This is a genomic window from Kitasatospora sp. NPDC058190 (assembly GCF_042883685.1).
GTDB lineage: Bacteria > Actinomycetota > Actinomycetes > Streptomycetales > Streptomycetaceae > Kitasatospora.
The window spans coordinates 23,044-43,486 of record NZ_JBHVVI010000080.1; the positions used below are offsets into that span (position 1 = coordinate 23,044).

At 73.0% G+C, this 20,443-nt stretch carries 19 protein-coding genes; 7 read left to right on the forward strand and 12 right to left on the reverse strand.

Annotation, left to right across the window (positions count from 1 at the left end):
* Positions 1-74: 74 nt before the first annotated feature.
* The 3 genes from dapF to miaA all read right to left on the reverse strand — a co-directional run bounded on the left by dapF (position 75) and on the right by miaA (position 2,788).
* Positions 75-986, reverse strand: coding sequence for a diaminopimelate epimerase (gene dapF, locus ACFVWU_RS30300; protein ID WP_387626898.1), 912 nt, complete (start codon positions 984-986; stop codon positions 75-77).
* Between the two features lie 84 nt (positions 987-1,070).
* Positions 1,071-1,583: a hypothetical protein gene (locus ACFVWU_RS30305; RefSeq protein WP_387626900.1), complete on the reverse strand. Its 513-nt coding sequence runs from the start codon at positions 1,581-1,583 to the stop codon at positions 1,071-1,073.
* Positions 1,584-1,813: 230 nt separating this feature from the next.
* Positions 1,814-2,788, reverse strand: a complete 975-nt coding sequence (gene miaA, locus ACFVWU_RS30310; RefSeq protein WP_387626901.1) for a tRNA (adenosine(37)-N6)-dimethylallyltransferase MiaA — start codon at positions 2,786-2,788, stop codon at positions 1,814-1,816.
* Positions 2,789-2,950: 162 nt separating this feature from the next.
* Between miaA and ACFVWU_RS30315 the strand changes: the two genes are divergently transcribed.
* The gene (locus ACFVWU_RS30315) at positions 2,951-3,196 is read left to right on the forward strand and encodes an antitoxin (protein WP_387626903.1); all 246 of its coding nucleotides are present in this window, start codon (positions 2,951-2,953) and stop codon (positions 3,194-3,196) included.
* 3 nt (positions 3,197-3,199) lie between these two features.
* Here ACFVWU_RS30315 and ACFVWU_RS30320 read toward each other — a convergent pair whose 3' ends face one another.
* Together ACFVWU_RS30320 and miaB are read right to left on the reverse strand one after the other, a co-directional pair.
* Positions 3,200-3,898: a hypothetical protein gene (locus tag ACFVWU_RS30320; protein ID WP_380611930.1), complete on the reverse strand. Its 699-nt coding sequence runs from the start codon at positions 3,896-3,898 to the stop codon at positions 3,200-3,202.
* 301 nt (positions 3,899-4,199) lie between these two features.
* A complete protein-coding gene (gene miaB, locus ACFVWU_RS30325; RefSeq protein ID WP_387626905.1) occupies positions 4,200-5,702 on the reverse strand; it encodes a tRNA (N6-isopentenyl adenosine(37)-C2)-methylthiotransferase MiaB in 1,503 nt (500 codons plus the stop codon).
* A 153-nt stretch (positions 5,703-5,855) separates the two neighbouring features.
* Between miaB and ACFVWU_RS30330 the strand changes: the two genes are divergently transcribed.
* Positions 5,856-6,875, forward strand: a complete 1,020-nt coding sequence (locus ACFVWU_RS30330; RefSeq protein WP_387626907.1) for a TAXI family TRAP transporter solute-binding subunit — start codon at positions 5,856-5,858, stop codon at positions 6,873-6,875.
* Positions 6,876-6,885: 10 nt separating this feature from the next.
* Here the strand turns inward: ACFVWU_RS30330 and ACFVWU_RS30335 are convergent, their stop codons facing one another.
* Complete coding sequence (locus ACFVWU_RS30335) at positions 6,886-8,322, reverse strand: sensor histidine kinase (RefSeq protein WP_387626909.1); 1,437 nt, start codon at positions 8,320-8,322, stop codon at positions 6,886-6,888.
* A gap of 6 nt (positions 8,323-8,328) precedes the next feature.
* Positions 8,329-9,087 carry a response regulator transcription factor gene (locus ACFVWU_RS30340; protein ID WP_387626911.1) on the reverse strand — a complete coding sequence of 253 codons (759 nt, stop codon included), beginning with the start codon at positions 9,085-9,087 and terminating at the stop codon, positions 8,329-8,331.
* A gap of 428 nt (positions 9,088-9,515) precedes the next feature.
* On the opposite strand from ACFVWU_RS30340, the gene ACFVWU_RS30345 reads away from it, so the two are divergent.
* The 5 genes from ACFVWU_RS30345 (at position 9,516) to ACFVWU_RS30365 (ending at position 14,677) form a co-directional block, all read left to right on the forward strand.
* Positions 9,516-10,244, forward strand: a complete 729-nt coding sequence (locus ACFVWU_RS30345) for an amino acid ABC transporter ATP-binding protein (RefSeq protein ID WP_387626931.1) — start codon at positions 9,516-9,518, stop codon at positions 10,242-10,244.
* 119 nt (positions 10,245-10,363) lie between these two features.
* Positions 10,364-11,269 carry a glutamate ABC transporter substrate-binding protein gene (locus ACFVWU_RS30350; RefSeq protein ID WP_387626913.1) on the forward strand — a complete coding sequence of 302 codons (906 nt, stop codon included), beginning with the start codon at positions 10,364-10,366 and terminating at the stop codon, positions 11,267-11,269.
* A 56-nt stretch (positions 11,270-11,325) separates the two neighbouring features.
* On the forward strand, positions 11,326-11,976 hold the full coding sequence (locus tag ACFVWU_RS30355; protein ID WP_387626915.1) for an amino acid ABC transporter permease: 651 nt from the start codon (positions 11,326-11,328) through the stop codon (positions 11,974-11,976).
* A complete protein-coding gene (locus ACFVWU_RS30360) occupies positions 11,973-12,821 on the forward strand; it encodes an amino acid ABC transporter permease (RefSeq protein ID WP_387626916.1) in 849 nt (282 codons plus the stop codon). Before ACFVWU_RS30355 ends, ACFVWU_RS30360 begins: the two co-directional genes overlap by 4 nt.
* Before the next feature lie 122 nt (positions 12,822-12,943).
* Positions 12,944-14,677 carry an FAD-dependent monooxygenase gene (locus ACFVWU_RS30365; protein WP_387626918.1) on the forward strand — a complete coding sequence of 578 codons (1,734 nt, stop codon included), beginning with the start codon at positions 12,944-12,946 and terminating at the stop codon, positions 14,675-14,677.
* Positions 14,678-14,727: 50 nt separating this feature from the next.
* On the opposite strand, the gene rny is transcribed toward ACFVWU_RS30365, so the two are convergent.
* From rny to ACFVWU_RS30390, 5 genes are all read right to left on the reverse strand, one after another.
* Positions 14,728-16,197 carry a ribonuclease Y gene (rny, locus tag ACFVWU_RS30370; protein WP_387626920.1) on the reverse strand — a complete coding sequence of 490 codons (1,470 nt, stop codon included), beginning with the start codon at positions 16,195-16,197 and terminating at the stop codon, positions 14,728-14,730.
* Between the two features lie 130 nt (positions 16,198-16,327).
* The gene (gene recX / locus ACFVWU_RS30375) at positions 16,328-17,377 is read right to left on the reverse strand and encodes a recombination regulator RecX (protein ID WP_387626921.1); all 1,050 of its coding nucleotides are present in this window, start codon (positions 17,375-17,377) and stop codon (positions 16,328-16,330) included.
* Positions 17,378-17,381: 4 nt separating this feature from the next.
* A complete protein-coding gene (gene recA / locus ACFVWU_RS30380) occupies positions 17,382-18,494 on the reverse strand; it encodes a recombinase RecA (protein ID WP_387626923.1) in 1,113 nt (370 codons plus the stop codon).
* A 199-nt stretch (positions 18,495-18,693) separates the two neighbouring features.
* On the reverse strand, positions 18,694-19,905 hold the full coding sequence (locus tag ACFVWU_RS30385; protein WP_387626924.1) for an AI-2E family transporter: 1,212 nt from the start codon (positions 19,903-19,905) through the stop codon (positions 18,694-18,696).
* Between the two features lie 36 nt (positions 19,906-19,941).
* Complete coding sequence (locus tag ACFVWU_RS30390; protein ID WP_387626926.1) at positions 19,942-20,136, reverse strand: DUF3046 domain-containing protein; 195 nt, start codon at positions 20,134-20,136, stop codon at positions 19,942-19,944.
* Positions 20,137-20,443 lie beyond the last annotated feature (307 nt).

Below are 20,443 nucleotides of genomic sequence, written 5' to 3' on the forward strand. Positions count from 1 at the left end.
CGTGATTCCCGTCCGCGACCGGTATCACCCGATCGGGGGGATTCGTCGCCGTACGAAATGGGCAAACCGGGCCCTCAGCCGCGGCGCAGCGACTCCCACCAGCGCGCGTCGACCCGTCCCTCGGCCACGATCACCGCCGGTCCGGTCATCTCCACCTGGCCGTCCGGGTGCTCGGTGATGACCAGTCGGCCGCCCAGCACGTCCACGGTGTACGAGACCGCCTCGCCGGTGGTCGCCGGGTCCAGGCCGTCCCGGCGGATCGCCGCCACGGCGACGGCGCAGGCGCCGGTGCCGCAGGAGCGGGTCTCGCCGGAGCCGCGCTCGTGCACCCGCATCGCGACGTGCCGCGGGCCGCGGTCCACCACGAACTCGACGTTCACGCCCTCCGGGTAGACGCCCTCGGGGCTGGTCAGCGGCGCGGTGCGCAGCTCGCCGGCGTGGTCCAGGCTCTCGACGAAGGCCACCGCGTGCGGGTTGCCCATGTTGACGTTCAGGGCGGGCCAGCGCCGGTCGCCGACCGCGACCTCGATGCCGTCCGGTCCGGGCAGCCGGGCGCGGCCCATGCCGATGGTGACGTCCCCGGGGGTGCCGTCCCCGGCGTCGTCGGCGACCTTCGCGGTGAGCACCCCGGAACGGGTGGCGATCGCCTGCTCGCCGGGCTCGGCCAGGCCGGCCTCGACCAGGAAGCGGGCGAAGACCCGCAGGCCGTTGCCGCACATCTCGGCGATGCTGCCGTCGGAGTTGCGGTAGTCCATGAACCACTCGGCCCGGTCGGCCAGGTGGGCGGCGGCCGGTTCGGCGGCGGCGCGCACCACGCGCAGCAGCCCGTCCGCGCCGATGCCGGCCCGTCGGTCGCACAGCGCGGCGACGGCCTCCGGGCCGATCTCCAGCACGCCGTCCGGGTCCGGCACGATCACGAAGTCGTTCTGGGTGCCGTGCCCCTTGAAGAAGGGGAGACCGGCCTGCTGGGGAGAGGATGCGCTCACCCCTCCGATGGTACTGATCGTCGCCCGCTCGCCTCCGGGCGCTCCTGCCCTTCGACCCGGGGCGGGAAAGGGCGCGCGGCCTGCTCAGCGCAGGTAGGCGACCCGCCAGACCGCGAGCGCGCAGGCGGCCAGCGCGATCAGGGTGTAGACCACGATCGCCTTCCAGCCGGCCCGTTTCCCGGAGCCCCGGCGCGGCAGCCCCGGCCACTTGTATCCGGCGTGCCGGGCGGCCATCGCTCCCCAGCCGACCGAGGCGGCGGTGAACAGCAGCCCGAGCATCCCGACCATGGTGGCGCGCGCGCCGGCCGAGCCGAAGGCGAGCGGGAAGGCGAACATCAGCGAGCCGAGGGTGCCCAGCAGGGCGATCGGCAGGGTCTGCCACCAGCGCAGCCGGCGCAGCGGCCGGATCTCCCGTTCGTGCACCGCGGCGTCCGGCGGGGTGCGGGTGTCCAGCGCGGGCACCGCGGCCGCGTACGAGGTCGGCGCCCCCAGGCCGGTCAGCACCGGAAGGTCCCCCATCGTCGACTCGTCGAACTCCTCGGCCGGTGCGGTGACACTCCCGCCCTGACCGGGTTCGGGGCCGGTACCCGTTGACACACGGCCTCCCCTGACAGTTCGACACGAGCGGACTCGCGGCCGGGCACGGTCGGCCCGCACGGGCCGACCCCTATGGCATCGATGATGGCATGTCCAGAGGGGCCGTTCGGGACGTGACCGGGGTCCTCGGGTGATCCGTGGCCATCACGTGATCGGGCCGTGACCCCCGGTTCGTCCTGCACGGTGCACCTGCGCGCGCAGGTGCACCGCCGAATTGGCCAAAACCGCTCCTACACGGCCGGAACTCCCTGACGTCCGATCAGTTCGAGGGATCGGTCCAGCAGCTCGACCGGGTCGATGCCGGTCGGGCGGGAGAGCCAGTGGATCCGGTCGTCCCGGCGGAACCAGGACTCCTGACGGCGGGCGAAGCGCTTGGTGGCCCGTACGGTCTCGGCCCGCGCCTCGTCCTCGGTGCACTCGCCGGCGAAGTGGTCGAGCACCTGCTGGTAGCCGAGCGCCCGGGAGGCGGTCCTCCCCTCGCGCAGTCCGACCTTCTCCAGCTCCCGCACCTCGTCCAGCAGTCCGGCCTCCCACATCCGGTCGACCCGCAGGGTGATCCGCTCGTCCAGTTCGGGGCGCGGCACCGCGACGCCGATCTGCACCGCCTCGTACACGGCGGTGTTGCTCGGCAGGTTGGCGGTGAACGGCTGCCCGGTGAGCTCGATGACCTCCAGCGCCCGGACGATCCGCCGCCCGTTGCTCGTCAGGATCGCCTCGGCGGCCGCCGGGTCCAGCTCGGCCAGCCGCCGGTGCAGCGCGTACGGGCCGTGCTGCTCCAGCTCGGCCTCCAGCCGGGCGCGCACCGCCGGGTCGGTGCCGGGGAACTCCATCTCGTCGATCGCCGCCCGGACGTACAGCCCGGAGCCGCCGACCAGGACGGGCGTGCGCCCGGCCGCGAGCAGCCGGTCGATCTCGGCCCGGGCCAGCCGCTGGTACTCGGCGACGCTGGCGGCCTCGGTGACCTCCCAGACGTCCAGCAGGTGGTGCGGCACTCCGCCGCGCTCGTCCATGGTGAGCTTCGCGGTGCCGATGTCCATGCCCCGGTACAGCTGCATCGAGTCGGTGTTGATCACCTCGCCGCCGAGGGTGCGGGCGATGGCGACGGCCAGGTCGGACTTGCCGGCGGCGGTCGCGCCGACGATCGATACGACGCGCGGGGTACGGGAGCTGCTCACCGCTCCAGTCTCGCAAAACCCTTGGAGCATCGGAGACCGGGCTGCCGCCCGCCCCCGGCTGCGCGAGGATATGACTGTCCGAGGACTGCTCCCGTGACTGTTTCCGGCCACCCGGCCGGCCGGGGCCGTTTTTGCGAACGCTTTACCGGTCGCGGGCGTTGTAACGGGAGACTGGGAGAGAAGGAGATCGCCATGGGTCTGATGGACAACCTCAAGGGCAAGGCCGAGGAGCTCAAGGAGAAGGCCAGCGAGCTCGCCGGCAAGCACAGCGACCAGATCGATCAGATGGTGGACAAGGCCGGCGGCGCGATCGACAAGGCGACCAAGGGCAAGTACAGCGAGAAGATCGAGCACGGCACCAGCAAGGCCAAGGACGCGGTGGACGACTTCGCCCACAAGCCGAAGCCGGGTGACGGGGGCGAGGCCCCCCGGTCCTGAGGCTCAGCTCCAGGACGCCACGAAGTACCCGACCCCGTACGGCGCGTCCTGGTAGCCCAGCCGCGCGGTGAGGCCGGCGCCCTCGGCAGCGCCGGCCAGCACCTGCCAGGGCGCCCGGCCCTCGGCCTTGAGCTCGGCGGCGAGCACGGCGTCCAGGGCGGCGAGGGCGGGCAGGTCGGCCGAGCCCAGGGCGGCGGCCAGCGCCGCGTCGAAGCCCTCGGCCCGCTCGTCCAGGTAGCCGGGCGCCTTCACCGAGCGGCAGGCGCTGCCGTCGCCCACCACCAGCAGGGCGACCCGGTCGGCGAGCCCGGCCAGGCCCTGGCCGAGCCCGAGCATCCGGTCGGCGGGCGCGTCGGCGGGCACCGCGCAGGCGTGCGTGGGCAGGGTGACCCCGGCGCGCTCCAGCAACCAGGCCCCGACGGTCAGCGAGGGCGCCAGCTCCGGCCCCTCCACCCGGCCGCCGGGCAGCTTGGCGACCAGCGGCACCCCGTACCGCTGGAAGGACCCGGCCCCGCCCTCGGTCCACACCTCGGCCTCCGGCCCGGCGCCGACCACCACGACCAGCTGCGGCTCGGCCGCGACCAGCGCCGCGAGCGCCTCGTCGCAGGCGGCGCGCAGCTCGTCCAGCTCGGGCGCGGCCCCGGCGGCGACCTCGGGGACGAGCAGCGGCGGACAGGGGCACACGGCGGCGGCTACCAGCATGTGGATCACTCTAGCCGGGACGACCGACGGCCCGGCGGGAGCTGTGACTCGCGCGCTCGCCTCCGGAGCGCTCAAACCCGGCGCCGACGCTCGTCACTCCGGCGCTCGTCCCTCGCTAGTCGCTCCTCACTTTCAACACCGGCGCGCCCCTTCGGCTCGGCGCGGGGACTCGCGCGCTCGCCTCCGGAGCGCTCAAACCCGGCGCCGACGCTCGTCGCCCCGACGCTCGTCCCTTTCGGCACCGGCGCGCCCCTTCGGCTCGGCGCGGTTCCCACCGGGCCGCACCGAAGGGGCACGCGGGTCAGTCCCCGCAGCAGGCGCCGCCCGCCGGCGCGGCCAGCGGCAGCTCGGCCGGGGCGCCGATCTTCGGCAGGCCGAGCAGCACGCCGGCCGGCTTGTCGGCGGGCTTGGCCTGGCGCTTCTCCCAGGCGTCGCCGGCCCGGGTGCGGCGCACCGCCAGCGCCGGGCCCTCGGCCAGCAGGTGGTGCGGGGCGGCGTAGGTGATCTCGACGGTCACCATGTCGCCCGGGCGCACCGGCTCGTCGGGCTTGCTGAAGTGGACGAGCCTGTTGTCCGGGGCGCGCCCGGACAGCCGCTGGGTCCGGTCGTCCTTCTTGCCCTCGCCCTCGGCGACCAGGACCTCCAGGGTGCGGCCGACCTGCTTCTTGTTCTCCTCCCAGGAGATCTCCTCCTGGAGGGCGATCAGCCGGTCGTAGCGGGCCTGGACGACCTCCTTCGGGATCTGGTCCGCCATCTCGGCGGCCGGGGTGCCGGGGCGCTTGGAGTACTGGAAGGTGAAGGCGTTGGTGAAGCGGGCCTCGCGGACGACGTGCATCGTCTCCTCGAAGTCCTCCTCGGTCTCGCCGGGGAAGCCCACGATGATGTCGGTGGAGATGGCCGCGTCCGGCATCGCCTCGCGGACCTTGCGGATGATCCCGAGGAAACGCTCCTGCCGGTAGGAGCGGCGCATCGCCTTGAGCACGCGGTCCGAGCCGGACTGCAGCGGCATGTGCAGCTGGTGCATCACGCTCGGGGTCTCGGCCATCGCGGCGATCACGTCGTCGGTGAAGTCGCGCGGGTGCGGCGAGGTGAAGCGGATCCGCTCCAGGCCCTCGATCTGGCCGGCGGCGCGCAGCAGCTTGGAGAAGGCCTCGCGGTCGCCCAGGTCGGAGCCGTAGGCGTTGACGTTCTGGCCGAGCAGGGTGACCTCGATGACGCCCTCGTCCACCAGCGCCTCGATCTCGGCGAGGACGTCGCCGGGCCGGCGGTCCTCCTCCTTGCCGCGCAGCGCGGGGACGATGCAGAAGGTGCAGGTGTTGTTGCAGCCGACCGAGATGGCGACCCAGGCGGCGTACGCGGACTCACGGCGGGTGGGCAGCGTGGAGGGGAAGGTCTCCAGCGACTCCAGGATCTCGACCTGGGCCTTGCGCTCGACCGCGGCCCGCTCCAGCAGGGCCGGCAGGTGGCCGATGTTGTGGGTGCCGAACACCACGTCGACCCAGGGGGCGCGCTTGACGATGGTCTCGCGGTCCTTCTGGGCCAGGCAGCCGCCGACGGCGATCTGCATGCCCTGGTGGCGGCTCTTGACCGGCGCGAGCTGGCCGAGGTTGCCGTACAGCTTGTTGTCGGCGTTCTCGCGCACCGCGCAGGTGTTGAACACGACCAGGTCCGGGTCGCCCTCCGGCCCGGCCTTGACGTAGCCCGCGTCCTCCAGCAGGCCGGACAGCCGCTCGGAGTCGTGGACGTTCATCTGACAGCCGTGCGTGACGACCTTGTAGCTCTTCAATCCGCTCTCACCGCTCACCAGACCAGGGTACGGGCAGCCGCGAGCCGGTTTTCCCGGCCGTGTTCGCGCACTCGCCTCCGGGGCGCTCGGACCCGGCGCCGACGCTCCTCGCTCCGGCGCGGGTGCCGATTACCCCTCCCGTTCGGCCGGAGCGCCTGGCAGTATCCCTGCATGGCCCCCACCAATCCGTCACGTCTCGGCGCCGCCGTCCGCCGCGCGGCCCGCAGCCCGCTGTGGCGGACGGTGCTGGTGCTGGTGCTGCTGGTCGCCGGACTGGGCGGCTGGTGGCTGTCGGCGGGCCGCGCGCCCGGCTACCCGCGCGGGGAGACCCGCTTCGCGACCGGTGTGCAGCGCGGCGTCTACGACCGGTACGGGCAGTTGCTGCAGGCCCACGTCTCCCGGACCATGCCGGGGGTGCGGCTGGTCCTGGACAACACCGAGGGCTCGATAGACAACCTCACCCGGGTGAGCACCGGCCAGGACACCTTCGCGATCGCCACCGCCGACGCGGTCGCCGACTACCAGGGCCCCGGCAAGGACAGGCTGCGGGCGATCGCCCGGCTGTACGACGACTACCTGCAACTGATCGTCCCGGCCTCCTCGACCGTGCGCCGCACCGCCGACCTCAAGGGCCTGCGGGTGGGCGTGGGCCTGCCGCAGTCCGGGGTGAACCTGGTGACCAGACGGCTGCTGGCCGCGGCCGGCCTGGACCCGGACCACGACATCACCCCGGTGATGGCCGGCGTCGGCGACGCCGCCGACCAGCTGCGCGAGGGCAAGCTGGACGCCTTCTTCTGGTCCGGCGGCCTGCCGACCAGCGCGCTCACCGACCTCTCCGACCACGTCAGGATCCGGCTCGTCCCGCTGAGCGACCTGTCCGAGGCCCTGCACAAGGCCGAGGGTGGCGGCACGGACGCCTACCGGGCGGCCACCATGCCCAAGGGCACCTACCCGAACGCCGAGCCCAAGGACGCCGTCGCCACCGTCGCCGTGCCCAACCTGCTGATCACCCGGGACGACGCGAACCCGGAACTGGTCGAGGGCATGACCCGGGCGGTGATCGACAGCCGCGACCAGATCGGCGCCCAGGTGCACGCCGCCCAGCTGGTCGACCTGCGCACCGCCGTCTACACCGACCCGCTCCCGCTGCACGAGGGCGCCGCGCGCTACTACCGCTCGGTGAAGCCCTGAGAAGCCACGGCTAGCAGGGCTTCTCCGGCCGCGGCACCGCCAAGGTCACCGCGAGACCGGTCGGCTTGACCGGCGCGAAACCGAGCGAGCCGCCGCCGGCCGCCAGCAGGGTGCGGGCGATGGACAGGCCCAGCCCGGAGCCGTCCACGTTCTGGTGCCGCGGGCTGCGCCAGAACCGGTCGCCGGCCCGGGACAGCTCGTCCTCGGTCAGGCCCGGCCCGGCGTCCGTGACGGTCACCGCGACCTCGTCCCGGCGCACCGCGACCCGCAGCCGCACCCGGCTGCCGGACGGGCTGAACTTGAGCGCGTTGTCCAGGACGGCGTCCAGCGCGGAGCCGAAGCCGATCGGGTCCGCCATGCCGATCGCCAGCGCCGGGCCGTCCCAGCGCAGCTCGATCCCGCGCTGCTCGGCCACCGGCTGCCAGCCGTCCGCCCGGGCCAGGGTCAGCTGGGTGAGGTCGGTCTGCTCCGGTTCGGGGCGGGCGTGCTCGGCGGTGGCCAGGCCGAGCAGGTCGTCCAGCACCCGGGCCAGCCGGGTGCCCTCCTCCCGGACGCCGCTGAGCTCCTCCTCATGGCCCTCGGGCAGTTCCAGGCCGAGCACCTCGACCCGCAGCAGCAGGGCCGACAGCGGGTTGCGCAGCTGGTGCGAGGCGTCCGCGACGAAGGCCTTCTGCTGGTCCATGGCGTGCACCACGTGGTCCGCCATCTCGTTGAACGAGCGCGCCAGCCGCTGGAGTTCGGGCGGTCCGCCGCCGGGCGCGACCCGGGCGGCCATCCGGCCGGTGGCGATGTCGTGGGTGGCCCGGTCCAGGGTGCGCACCGGGCGCAGCACCCACTCGGTGAGCCGGACGGCCAGCAGCACGGCGACGATCATCGCGACCGCCTCGCCACCGGCCACCACCAGCCACTTGTGCAGCACCCGGGTGCGCAGCGCCCCGGTCGGGGACTCGCTCAGCACCACCGCGACCACGTCGCCGTCGCGCACCACCGGGGCGGCGACGGTGATCGTCCGGTCCTCGGTCCACGGCCAGACCTGCGGCGGGTTGTGGCTGCGCCGCCCGTCCAGCGCCTCCTGGAAGGCCGTGGCGCCCCAGCCCGCGGCGGGCACCCGCCAGTCCGCGGGGGCCACCGCTATCGGCATGCCGTCGCGCTGGAAGATGCCCAGCCGCACGCCGTACAGGTCGAAGTAGCGCCGGACCTCGGCGTCGATCGCGTGCCGGCGGCTGAGGTCGCCGGGGGCGGGCTCCGGGTCGCCCTTGCGGGCGGAGTCCAGCGAGGAGGCGCCGGAGGTGGGCAGGTCCTGGGCGAAGCGGGCGGCGTCGTCGAGCCGGTCGACGACCACCTTGCTCTGCTCGGCCGCCGCGAACGCCGCCGCGAGCGGCAGCCCCAGGGCGGCCAGGACACAGAGCATGAGGGCGATCAGGATGCCGAGCAGGCGGGTGCGCACGTGCGGTCAGTGCTCCGCGGGGGCGGGCGGGGCCGGGTCGGCCGCGGTGGACGTCGGGCAGTCGGGGATCAGCCGGTAGCCGACGCCGCGGACGGCCTCGACCAGGCCGGGCAGCGCGAGCTTGTTGCGCAGCGAGCCGATGTGCACCTCCAGGGTGCGGCCGTTGCCCTCCCAGCCGCTGCGCCAGACCTCGCTGAAGATCTGCTCGCGCCGGTAGACCACACCGGGGCTCTGGGCGAGCAGGGCCAGCAGGTCGAACTCCTTGCGGGTGAGCGGCACGTCGCGGCCGTCCACGCTGACCCGGCGGCGCTCCCGGTCGATCCGGATGCCGCGGGATTCCAGCGGGCCGCGCTGCTGCGGTACGGCGTCGGGCGCGGGCACCGCCGCCGAGGAGGGCGGGGCGCCGCGGCGGGCCACCGCGTGGATGCGGGCGAGCAACTCGCCCATGTCGTACGGCTTGGTGACGTAGTCGTCGGCGCCCAGGTTGAGGCCGTGGATCCGGGAGCGGATGTCCGCGCGGGCGGTCACCATGATCACCGGCACTCCGCTGCCGGCCCTGATCCGGCTGCACACCTCGAAGCCGTCACGGTCGGGCAGCCCGAGGTCGAGCAGCACCACCCGGTACGGCTCGTTGCCGTCCGGCACCAGGGCGTCCAGTGCCTCGTGCCCGCTGCGGGCGTGCCGCACCTGGAAGCCGTGCCGACCCAGCACCGCGACCAGCGCCGCGGCCACGCGTTCGTCGTCCTCGACGAGCAGCAGTCGCATCCTGTTCTCCTCCTCTCCCCACGCGGTCCCCGGACCCGATCGGTCGGGGCCCGGCTCCTGCGCAGTATGGGCCAGCGGGCGGCCCGGCGCCAGGTTCGACCGCGCACCGGGCCTTGGGGAGACGGGGAGCACCGGCGCGGATTCCCGCTGTGACATGCCCCGTAGGCGCCTTCGCGAACAGCACGTACCCACCGTGTGGCCGTTTTGTGATCCTCAAGTTCCGCTCAGATCGGCTGACGGGGCACCGTCAGCGCTCCTAAGGTCGCCCCACCGGGGGCTGCGGCTCCGCCGGTCGCGGCTCCCGGATTCGTACCACCATTGCCACCCAAGGGAGTTGAGTACTTCTCGGGTAGGCACGATCCGACACAGAGGGAGCAGGCGCGATGACCGAGAGCCCTGTCGAGGACTCCACCCCCGCAGCCGCCCCGCTGGTCGTGCTGGACGGCGTCAACAAGCACTACGGCGCACTGCACGTGCTGCAGGACATCGACCTCGAGATCCGCCAGGGCGAGGTGGTCGTCCTGATCGGCCCGTCCGGTTCGGGCAAGTCCACGCTCTGCCGGACGATCAACCGGCTGGAGACGATCGACTCCGGCATGATCACCGTCGACGGCCGCCCGCTGCCCGCCGAGGGCAAGGAGCTGGCCCGGCTGCGCGCCGAGGTCGGCATGGTGTTCCAGAGCTTCAACCTGTTCGCGCACAAGACCGTGCTGGAGAACGTGGTCATCGGCCAGGTCAAGGTGCGCAAGGTGATCCGCTCGCACGCCGAGAAGACCGCCCGCCAGCTGCTGGAGCGGGTCGGCCTCGCGGCGCACGCCGACAAGTACCCGGCCCAGCTCTCCGGCGGCCAGCAGCAGCGGGTGGCGATCGCCCGGGCGCTGGCGATGAAGCCCAAGGTGATGCTCTTCGACGAGCCGACCTCGGCGCTCGACCCGGAGATGGTCAACGAGGTGCTGGAGGTCATGCGCCAGCTGGCCGCCGACGGCATGACGATGGTCGTGGTCACCCACGAGATGGGCTTCGCCCGCTCCGCCGCCAACCGCGTGCTGTTCATGGCCGACGGCAGGATCGTCGAGCAGAACACCCCGGACGCCTTCTTCACCGCGCCGCGCTCCGAGCGCGCCAAGGACTTCCTCTCGAAGATCCTGCACCACTGACGCTTCGAGACCACGCGGGGCCACCCCCGGCAACGCCGCCGGTCGGCCCTGCCCGCGCACAACTTCCAGACGCCAGAGCCCGGTTGAAGCCGTGGCCCAGCCCCAGGAGAACAACCCTCATGAGGACTTCTCGCACCCTCGCCGTAGCGCTCTGTGCCGTCGCGCTCACCGCCACCGCCGCCTGCGGCAAGGACGGCTCCCCCGGCGGCTCGACCGACGCGAGCGCGAGCAACGCCCCGGCGCTGCCGACCTACACGGTCAAGACCGACGTCAAGATCGACTCCGCGGTCATCGCCGAGGCCAAGAAGCGCGGCCAACTGATCATCGGCGCCAAGGCCGACCAGCCGAACCTCGGCTGGGAGGACGTCGCCAGCGGCGACCGCAGCGGCTTCGACATCGAGATCGCCAAGATGGTCGCCGCCGACCTCGGCTTCACCCCGCAGCAGATCAAGTGGCAGACCCTGGTCTCCTCGCAGCGCGAGCCGGCCATCGCCAAGGGCCAGATCGACTTCTACGTCGGCACCTACAGCATCAACGACGAGCGCAAGAAGACGGTCTCCTTCGCCGGCCCGTACTACATCGCCGGCCAGGACCTGCTGGTGAAGAGCGACAACACCTCGATCACCGGCCCGGAGAGCACCAGCGGCAAGAACGTCTGCACCGCGACCGGCTCGACGTCGATCCAGAACATCAAGCAGTACAACCCGAAGATCACCCAGTTCGACACCTACTCGGCCTGCGTCGAGAAGCTGATGTCGGGCGAGGTCGACGCGGTCACCACCGACGACGCGATCCTCAAGGGCTACGCCTCCAAGTACAAGGGCAAGCTCAAGGTCGTCGGCAAGCCGTTCACCAAGGAGAACTACGGCGTCGGCCTCAACAAGGACGACAAGGCGCTGCGCGACGCGATCAGCGACGCCCTCAAGGCCCACGAGGACAACGGCGACTGGAAGAAGGCCTACGACGCGACCCTGGGCGCGTCCGGCTCCGCCGCGCCCGAGATCCCGACCCTCGACCGCTACTGATCCGACCGCCGTACCCGACCACCCGTTCTGACCATCTGTGAGAGGAGGGCCGCCGGATGGGGTTCCTGTTCGAGCAGGACAACTTCGCGTTGTTCCGCGACGGCTTCCTGCAGACGATCGAGCTGAGCGCGCTCAGCGCCCTGCTCGCCCTGCTGCTGGGCACCCTGCTGGCGGCCTTCCGGGTCTCCCCGGTGCCGGTCCTGCGCGCCTTCGGCACCACCTGGGTGACGCTGTTCCGCAACACCCCGCTGACCCTGTTGTTCTTCGCCGTCACCTTCGGCCTGCCGCCGCTGGGCGTGCACTTCAGCCACCTGGTCTTCGCGGTGCTGGCGCTCGGCGGGTACACCGCCTCGTTCGTCTGCGAGGTGATCCGCTCCGGCATCAACACCGTGCCGCTCGGCCAGGCCGAGGCGGCCCGCAGCCTGGGCATGACCTTCGGCCAGACCCTCACCCTGGTCGTCCTGCCGCAGGCCGGCCGGACCGTGCTGGCCCCGATGAGCAGTGTGTTCATCGCGCTGCCGAGGAACTCGGCGATCGCCGGCGCGTTCAGCGTCCCCGAGCTGTACAGCGCCCAGCAGACCTTCTCCGAGCGCGGCTACTCGATCTTCGCGATCTTCTTCTGGGTGGCCTGCGCCTACCTGCTGATCAGCGCGGCGGTCGCCACCCTCTTCCGCTTCCTGGAATCCCGACTGGCGGTGGTCCGATGAGCGTGTTCCAGCGCCCTGCCTCGGCGAGCGTCCTCTACGACGCCCCCGGCCCGAAGGCCCGCGCCCGCTACCGCTTCTTCGGCGTCCTCGCACTGATCGGCGTCGCCGGACTGCTCTGGTACGTCGTCTCCGCCCTGGCCGACAACGGCCAGTTCGACGCCGACCTCTGGGACCCGTTCCAGTACAACGCCGTCCAGCAGATGATCGTGGACGGCCTGCTGGCCACCCTGGAGGCGTTCGGCCTGGCCGCCGTCTTCTCGCTCTCCCTGGGCGCGCTGCTGGCCTCCGGCCAGCTGTCCGACCACAAGCCGGTCCGCTGGGCCTGCACCGCCGTCGTCCAGTTCTTCCGGGCGATGCCGCTGCTGATCCTGATCGTCGCGCTCTACTACGCGTTCTTCGCCAAGAACCCGATGTGGGCGCTGGTGCTCGGCCTCGCCCTCTACAACGGCTCGGTCCAGGCCGAGATCATCCGCAGCGGCGTCAACGCCGTCCCGCGCGGCCAGGGCGAGGCGGCGTACGCCCTCGGGATGCGCAAGACCCAGGTGATGTCCTCCATCCTGGTGCCGCAGGCCGTCCGCTCGATGCTGCCGTCGATGATCGGCCAGCTGGTCGTCACCCTCAAGGACACCTCGCTCGGCTACATCATCACGTACAACGAGCTGCTGTTCATGGGCAAGAAGATCGCCACCCAGCCGCTGAACGCCGCGGGTTTCCCCTACATCCCCGTGGTGCTGGTGATCGGGCCGATCTACATCGCCCTGTGCCTGCTGCTGACCGCGCTCGCGCGGTGGATCGAGGCACGCGGCCGTCGCGGCGCGAACCGGCGCACTTCATCTGCTGCTTGACGGACACGCAGGTGAACTGTTGCATTGCTCTTCGTGACACCTCCCGGGAGCATCCACGCGGCATATGCGGCAGCGGTAACTGACGCCGGCCCATGGGCCGGTTCGTGCCCGGAGGTCCCCGCATGGACCCGGTGATCGTGGTCGGGGCCGGACCGGTCGGTCTGGCCCTGGCCCTCGCACTGGCCCGGCACGAGGTGCCGACCGTCGTCCTGGACGAGGGCTCCGGGCTCTGCCCCGAGGGCCCTCGCAGCGTCGTCCTCGGGGCCGACACCGCCGCCTTCCTGACCCGGATCGGCTACTCCCGGGCTGTCTCCGACTCGGCCCTGTGGGACTCCTTCGCCATCTGGCGGCGCCGCCAGGAGGTGCTGCGGGTCGACCTCACCGACTCCCCCACCTTCCACCTGCCCCAGCACCGCCTCCAGCGCGGTCTGCGCGACGCCCTGACCGGCACCCCGCTGGTCAGGCTGGTCCCGCTGAACCGGGTCGTCGAACTCGAACAGGACCGCGACGGCGTCAGCGTCCGCACCCACGGCACCCAGGACGGCTCCGCCACCTGGTGGCGCGGCAGCCACCTGGTCGGCTGCGACGGCGCCCGTTCCACCGTCCGCAAGCTGCTGAAGATCCGCTTCCCCGGCCGCCCGGCGGTCGACCGCAACGCCATCGCCACCGTCCGGGTCGACCTGCCCTTCGACGGGGCCAGGCTGCACCGCGAACCCCCGTGGCGCGGCGACCGCGAGGCCTCCGCGCGTCCGCTGCCGGACGGCGTCTGGCGGCTCGACTGGCGGCTTCCCCCCGGCCGGCCCGCCCCCACCGAACAGGTCGACCCGCACGCCACCTGGCCCGGCATCGTCACCGGCGACACCCTGCTCACCCGGGTCACCTCCACCCTCACCGGCTGGTGCGGCGAACTGCCCCGCTTCGAACTGCTCGCCGCCGCCGACCACACCGCCCAGCAGCGCCTGGCCGCCCGCTTCCGCAGCGGCCGCTGCTTCCTGGCCGGCGACGCCGCCCACCTGCACGGCGCACTCGGCATGCAGAACCTGGCCGACGGGCTGCGCGACGCCGACAACCTCGCCTGGCGGCTCGCCCTCGCCTGGCACCTCCACTCCGGCGGCCCCCAGCCCGGCGGCTCGCTGCTGGACGGCTACGAGGCCGAGCGGCGCGGCGCGGTCGGCGCCCGGCTGCGCGCCGTCGACCAGTCCATGCCGCTGCTGCGCCCGCTGCGCGGCTGGCAGCAGACCCGCCGCTCGCTGCTGGTCGGCGGCTTCCGCAAGCACGCCCCGCTGCTCGCCGACGGCCAGCTGGGCACCGGCCGCTTCGGCGGCGCGCCCGCCTACCCGGCGGCGCCCTCCGGCGTCCCCGGCCGGGTGCCGGCGCAGCGCGGCGCGCGCGGCACCACCTCGCTCAGCGAGCTGCTGCCCGCCACCGCCCCCGGGGTGCTCGTCCCGGACCTGCCGGTGCTCGCCGCCGACGGCACCCCGGACCACCTGCACGCCCGGCTCGGTGCCACCTTCCTGCTGCTGCTGGTCGCCCCCGGCACCGCCGTCTGGTCCTCCGAGCACTGGCTCGGCGCCGGGCTGATGCCCCGGCTCGCCGAGGTCGCCGCCGCGCTGCCGGTACCGGCCGAGGTACTGGTCACCGAGGAGTACCCGGGCGCCGGGCCGCACACCGTGCTGCTGATCCGGCCGGACGGCCACCTGGTCGGCGTCACCCAGGGCGCGGCCGCCGAGGACCTGCTGATGCTCGCCGACCGGGCCCGCGGCGGCCCGGCCCCGATCGCCGGCGCGCCGGAGCCCGCGCCCGGGGCGTCGCCGGAGCCCGCTCCGGAGCCTCAGCAGGTGGACTCAGCGAGCTAGGGCCGGCCTCCTGGACCCCCGCCGAGCCGCCGGAACCCAGGGGACAAGCCCTAGCCGGCCACCGCCGTGGCCCGGCTCTCCCGGACCACCGTCACCCGGATCTGGCCCGGGTAGGTCAGCTCCGCCGAGACCTGCCGGGCCACCTCACGGGCGATCAGCTCCGCCCCCAGGTCGTCCACCGCCTCCGGACGCACCATCACCCGCACCTCGCGCCCGGCCTGCATCGCGTACACCTCGGACACCCCGGTGTGCGAGCGCGCGATCTCCTCCAGCCGCGCCAGCCGCCGCACGTACACCTCCAGCGACTCCTTGCGCGCCCCGGGCCGCCCGCCCGAGCAGGCGTCCGCCGCCTGGGTCAGCACCGCCGTCACGCTCCGGGGCTCCACCTCGCCGTGGTGCGCGGCGATCGCGTGCACCACCTCGGGGGACTCTCCGTACCGCCGGGCGAGGTCCGCGCCGACCGCCGCGTGGCTGCCCTCCACCTCGTGGGTGCGCGCCTTGCCGATGTCGTGCAGCAGCGCCGCCCGGCGCACCGGCTCCGGGTCCACCCCCAGCTCGGCGGCCATCATCCCGGCCAGGTGCGCGGACTCCAGCAGGTGCCCCAGCACGTTCTGCCCGTACGAGGCCCGGTAGCGCAGGGAGCCCAGGGTGCGGACGAGTTCGGGGTGCATCCCGCCGACCCGGGCGTCCAGCAGGGCGTCCTCGCCGGCCCGGACGCAGCGCGCCTCGACCTCGGCGCGGCTGCGCTCGTGGATGTGCTCGATCCGGGTCGGGTGGATCCGGCCGTCCTCGACCAGCTGCTCCAGGGTGAGCCGGGCGGTCTCCCGGCGGACCGGGTCGAAGCAGGAGAGCTGCACCGAGGCGGGGGTGTCGTCGACGATCAGGTTGACCCCGGTGACCGCCTCGAACGAGCGGATGTTGCGGCCCTCGCGGCCGATGATCCGGCCCTTCATCTCCTCGCCGGGCAGCCGGAAGACGGTGACGGCGGTCTCCGCGGTCTGCTCCGAGGCCAGCCGCTGGATCGTCCCGGCCAGGATGTCCCTGGCCCGGCGTTCGCCCTCCTCCTTGGCCTCCCGCTCGATCTCCCGGACCGTGACGGCGGCCTCCCGGCGGGCCGACTCCTCGGCCTCGCGCAGGAGTCGGGCGTGCGCCTGCTCGGCGGAGAGCCCGGCGGCACGCTCCAGCGCGGCCGTCCGGCGGGCCACCAGCTCCTCGGCCTCGCCCCGGGAGCGCTCCAACTCCACGGAGCGCTCGGCCAGTTCGTCCTCCCGCCGGCGCAGACGGCGCAGCTCCTCGGCCACGCCGTCCTCGCGCCGGGCGAGTTCGGCCCGCTGCCGGCCGGTCTGCTCCTCGGCCCACCGGCGGACCCGCTCGACCTCGGCGAGGGCCTGCCGGCGGTCCGCCCGCAACCGTCTGACCAGCAGCGCGGCCAGCACCGCGAGCACCAGCAGGACGACGGCGGCCGACCCGACGATCGGCAGCACGGACTCGCCCGTGCCGGTGCCCGCCGAGATCCCCATGCCGCGCCCCCTCCCGTCCCTGCGCGGGCGCGTCCGGAAGCGCCCCCCGCACTGAGTGCGAGGCTAGGTGCGGGTCACGAGAGGGTCAAGACTTGATCTGGTCCGGACCAAGAAGTGCGCGGAACTGCCACTACTCCCACCCGGGTTCCGACAGTCCGTCGGCCGCCTCCTCCTCCAGCGCTCCCCGCACCACCCGGAAGGCCAGCCCCTCGGAGTAACCGCGCCGGGCCAGCATGCCCACCAGCCGCCGGGTCCGGACCTGCGGGTCCAGCCCCCGGGTGGAGCGCAGCTTGCGCTCGACCAGCGCCCGGGCCGCGTCCTCCTCGTCGTCGTGGTCGAGCCGGGCGACGGACTGCTCGACCAGCTCGGCGGCCACGCCCTTGGTGCGCAGCTCCTGGGCCAACGCCCGCCGGGACAGGCCCCGGACGGCGTGCCGGGACTCCACCCAGGCCGCGGCGAAGGCCGCGTCGTCGATCAGCCCGACCTCTTCGAGCCGGGTGAGCACCTCGTCGGCGACGTCCTCCGGGATCTCCCGCTTGCGCAGGGCGTCGGCGAGCTGCTTGCGGGTCTTGGCGGCGCCGGTCAGCAGCCGCAGGCAGATGTCCCGGGCGCGGGTCTCCGGATCGGCCTGCTCCTCGGCCCGCTTGCGGGAGGTACGGGCGGCGCCGTCCTCCTCCTCCGGCAGGCCATCGGCGGACCGCCCGCCGCGCCGACCGCGGCGCGGTCCCGCGCCGGAGCGGGCCGTCGAGGCGGCCGCACCCCCGTGACCGGCCGCCTCCGCCTCGCCCCAGCCGCTCTCCGCGGGCACGGCACCGCCCCCGGCGGCTTCGAACTCCTCGGCCGCCAGCGCCGACCGGCGCCGACGGCGGCCGGTGCGCAGCTCGGAGGCCGAGACCAGCCCGAGCGCCTCGACCGAGGCCTCCGCCGGCCCCGGACCGGACGCCGCGCCGCGCACCGCCCGGACCGGAGCCTGGTCGAACTCCGGCTCCGGGCCGGATGCCCACTGTGTGGTGGACGCGCGCTCCCGCCGCCCCTTACGGGACTGCGACCGCGGCCGGGCCGCCGACGGCCGCGGTTCCGGCTCCGGCTCCTCCGCGGCCGCGGCGAACCAGTCCGGCGGGCCGTAGTCGTCGTCCTCGGGGCCCGCCGGGCCGCCGCCCACCGTGTCGTGCTGCGTCAACGGCTCAGGCCTTGGCAGCCGCCGTCTTCTTCGCCGCGGCCGTCTTGGCGGCGGTCGCGGTGATCGGCTTGGCGGCGCCGTCGGCAGCGGCCTCCGCCTCTCCCTCGGCGGGCTCCTCGGTCTTCGGGCCGATGCCCAGCTTGCCCTTGATCTTCCGCTCGATCTCGTCGGCGAGCTGCGGGTTGTCCCGCAGGAAGTTGCGGGCGTTCTCCTTGCCCTGGCCGAGCTGGTCGCCCTCGTAGGTGTACCAGGCGCCGGACTTGCGGATGAATCCGTGCTCGACGCCCATGTCGATCAGGCCGCCCTCGCGGCTGATGCCGATGCCGTAGAGGATGTCGAACTCGGCCTGCTTGAACGGCGCGGCGACCTTGTTCTTGACGACCTTGACCCGGGTGCGGTTGCCGACCGCCTCGGTGCCGTCCTTCAGGGTCTCGATCCGGCGGATGTCCAGGCGGACCGAGGCGTAGAACTTCAGCGCCCGGCCACCGGTCGTGGTCTCCGGCGAACCGAACATCACGCCGATCTTCTCGCGCAGCTGGTTGATGAAGATGGCGGTGGTGTTCGACTGGTTCAGCGCACCGGCGATCTTGCGCAGCGCCTGGCTCATCAGCCGGGCCTGCAGACCGACGTGCGAGTCACCCATCTCGCCCTCGATCTCGGCGCGCGGGACGAGCGCCGCGACCGAGTCGATGATCACCAGGTCGATCGCGCCGGAGCGGATCAGCATGTCGGTGATCTCCAGGGCCTGCTCACCGGTGTCCGGCTGGCTGACCAGCAGGGCGTCGGTGTCCACGCCGAGCTTCTTGGCGTACTCCGGGTCGAGCGCGTGCTCCGCGTCGACGAAGGCGACCGTGCCGCCGGCCCGCTGGGCGTTGGCGGCCAGGTGCAGGGTCAGGGTGGTCTTACCGGAGGACTCGGGGCCGTAGATCTCGATCACTCGGCCGCGCGGGATGCCGCCGACCCCGAGGGCGACGTCCAGGGCGGTGGATCCGGTGGAGATCACCTCGACCGGCTCATTGGCCTTCTCACCGAGGCGCATCACCGAGCCCTTGCCGAACTGCCGCTCGATCTGGGCGAGAGCGGTCTCCAGGGCCTTCTCGCGGTCCGTACCTGCCATGGCTTTTTCCCTCGGGTTCTGTGCTGTGCGCTTCATCGTCACCGACGCTAGCGCGTCCCACTGACAAACGAGCCCCACCCGGCTCAGCCTGTGGAAAACTCCTGGCCGGAGAGTACAAAGAACATCTGTTCGATTCAAGCCTCGCACGTCCGACCCCGACGCGGGGCGGGCCCTCGGACCGACCGTGCCCCGCCACCGGTCACTCGCCGTCGCCCCCGACCATCCGCCGCAGCCGCCGCGCCGCGTCCCGCCGCAGCTCCCGACGGGCCCGCCGCTGCTCACCGCGGTCGATCCGCGGATCGGTGGCCACCTCGTACCGCCGCACGTACGTCCCGACGAAGCCCTGCAGGGTGGCCGCCGCCGGGATCGCGATCAGCGCGCCCACCGCGCCCAGCAGGGCGGCGCCCGCGATCACCGCGCCGAAGGCCACCGCCGGGTGCACGTCCACCGTCCTCGCGGTGATCCTCGGGTGCAGCACGTAGTTCTCGATCTGCTGGTAGACCACCGTGAACACCAGCACCCAGAGCGCGTCCACCGGCTCCACGGTGAGCGCCACCAGCACCGGCAGCGCCCCCGCCAGGTACGTCCCGATGGTCGGCACGAACTGCGACATGACGCCAACCCAGATCGCCAGCGCCGCCGAGTACGGCAGGTCGATCAGCTCGAACATCACCCAGTGCCCGGCCGCCGACACCACCGCGAGCACCGCCCGCGAGTACAGGTAGCCGCCGGTCTTGGCGAGCGCGATCTCCCAGGCCCGCAGCACCTCGCCCTGCTTCGACGGCGGCAGCAGGGAACACACCGTCCGACGCACCCGAGGGCCCTCGGCGGTGAAGTAGAAGGTGAACAGCCCGACCGTGAAGGTCTGGAAGAGCCCTCCGATGAGGGTGGAGGAGACGCCCCAGACATTGTCGGCGGCCTGCTGGGCGTAGCCCTCGATGGTGCCGGAGTCCTTGAGCAGCCGCTTCTGCAGCTCACCCAGCGAGAGGTCCTGATGGAAGGTCCGGTTGACCCAGCCGATCAGGTTGTCGACCAGGTGCGGCATGTCCCCCGCGATCTTCGCCACCTGATCCACCAACAACGTGCCGAGCGCCGCCAGGAACCCGATCACCGCGACCCCGACCGCGACGAACACCAGGAAGGTGCCCACCCCACGACGCACCCCGCGCGCCGCCATCCGGTCCACCGCCGGCTCCAGCGCCAGCGAGAGGAAGAAGGCCACCAGCAGCATCACGAACAGGTCGATCAGCTGCCGGAACGCCCAGTCGGCGAGCTGGAACAGCCCGACCAGCACCAGGAACAGCACCATCGCCCGGGGCAGCCAGCGCGGCATCCCACCCCACAGGGCCCGCTCCTCGTCGGCGGCCCGCACCGACCCTTCCTCGTTCTTCCGCTCTCCGCTGATCGTCACCCCGACAGTCTGTCCCACCACCCCCGGGGGAAAGGCTCAGCGCAGCAGGGTGGAGACCCCCTGGGTCCCACAGACCACCCGCCAGACGTCCTTGGCCTCCCAGCCCGCCTCCAGCGCCTGGCGCACCGTCCGCCCGCCCAGCTCGCTCATCACGTGGTCGGACGCGAAGGACTCCGCGTACGCCTCCCCGAAGTGCTCGTACATCCGTCGCCAGAACTCCGTCAGCCTCATGCCCCCAGTATCCCGGACCCCGCACCGAACCCCCGGGGCTGCCACTCCTCCGCCGTCACCACCACCTCGCGGGCGCGCAGGGCGAAGCCCGCGCGTCCGCACAAAGACAACCCCCAACCCGCACCACCCCACCCACCCCCACCACCCCTCACCCCTCCCCGCCCTCTGGCGAGAGGGACGCGCTGCGGGAGGGGGCGGCACAGGGGGTGGCCCGGAGAGGGGCGTGACAGGTGATTTTCAGACTGCCACCCCACCCCACGCCCCACCCCACCGAATGGGCAGTCCGAAAATCACCCAGCCCCCGGAC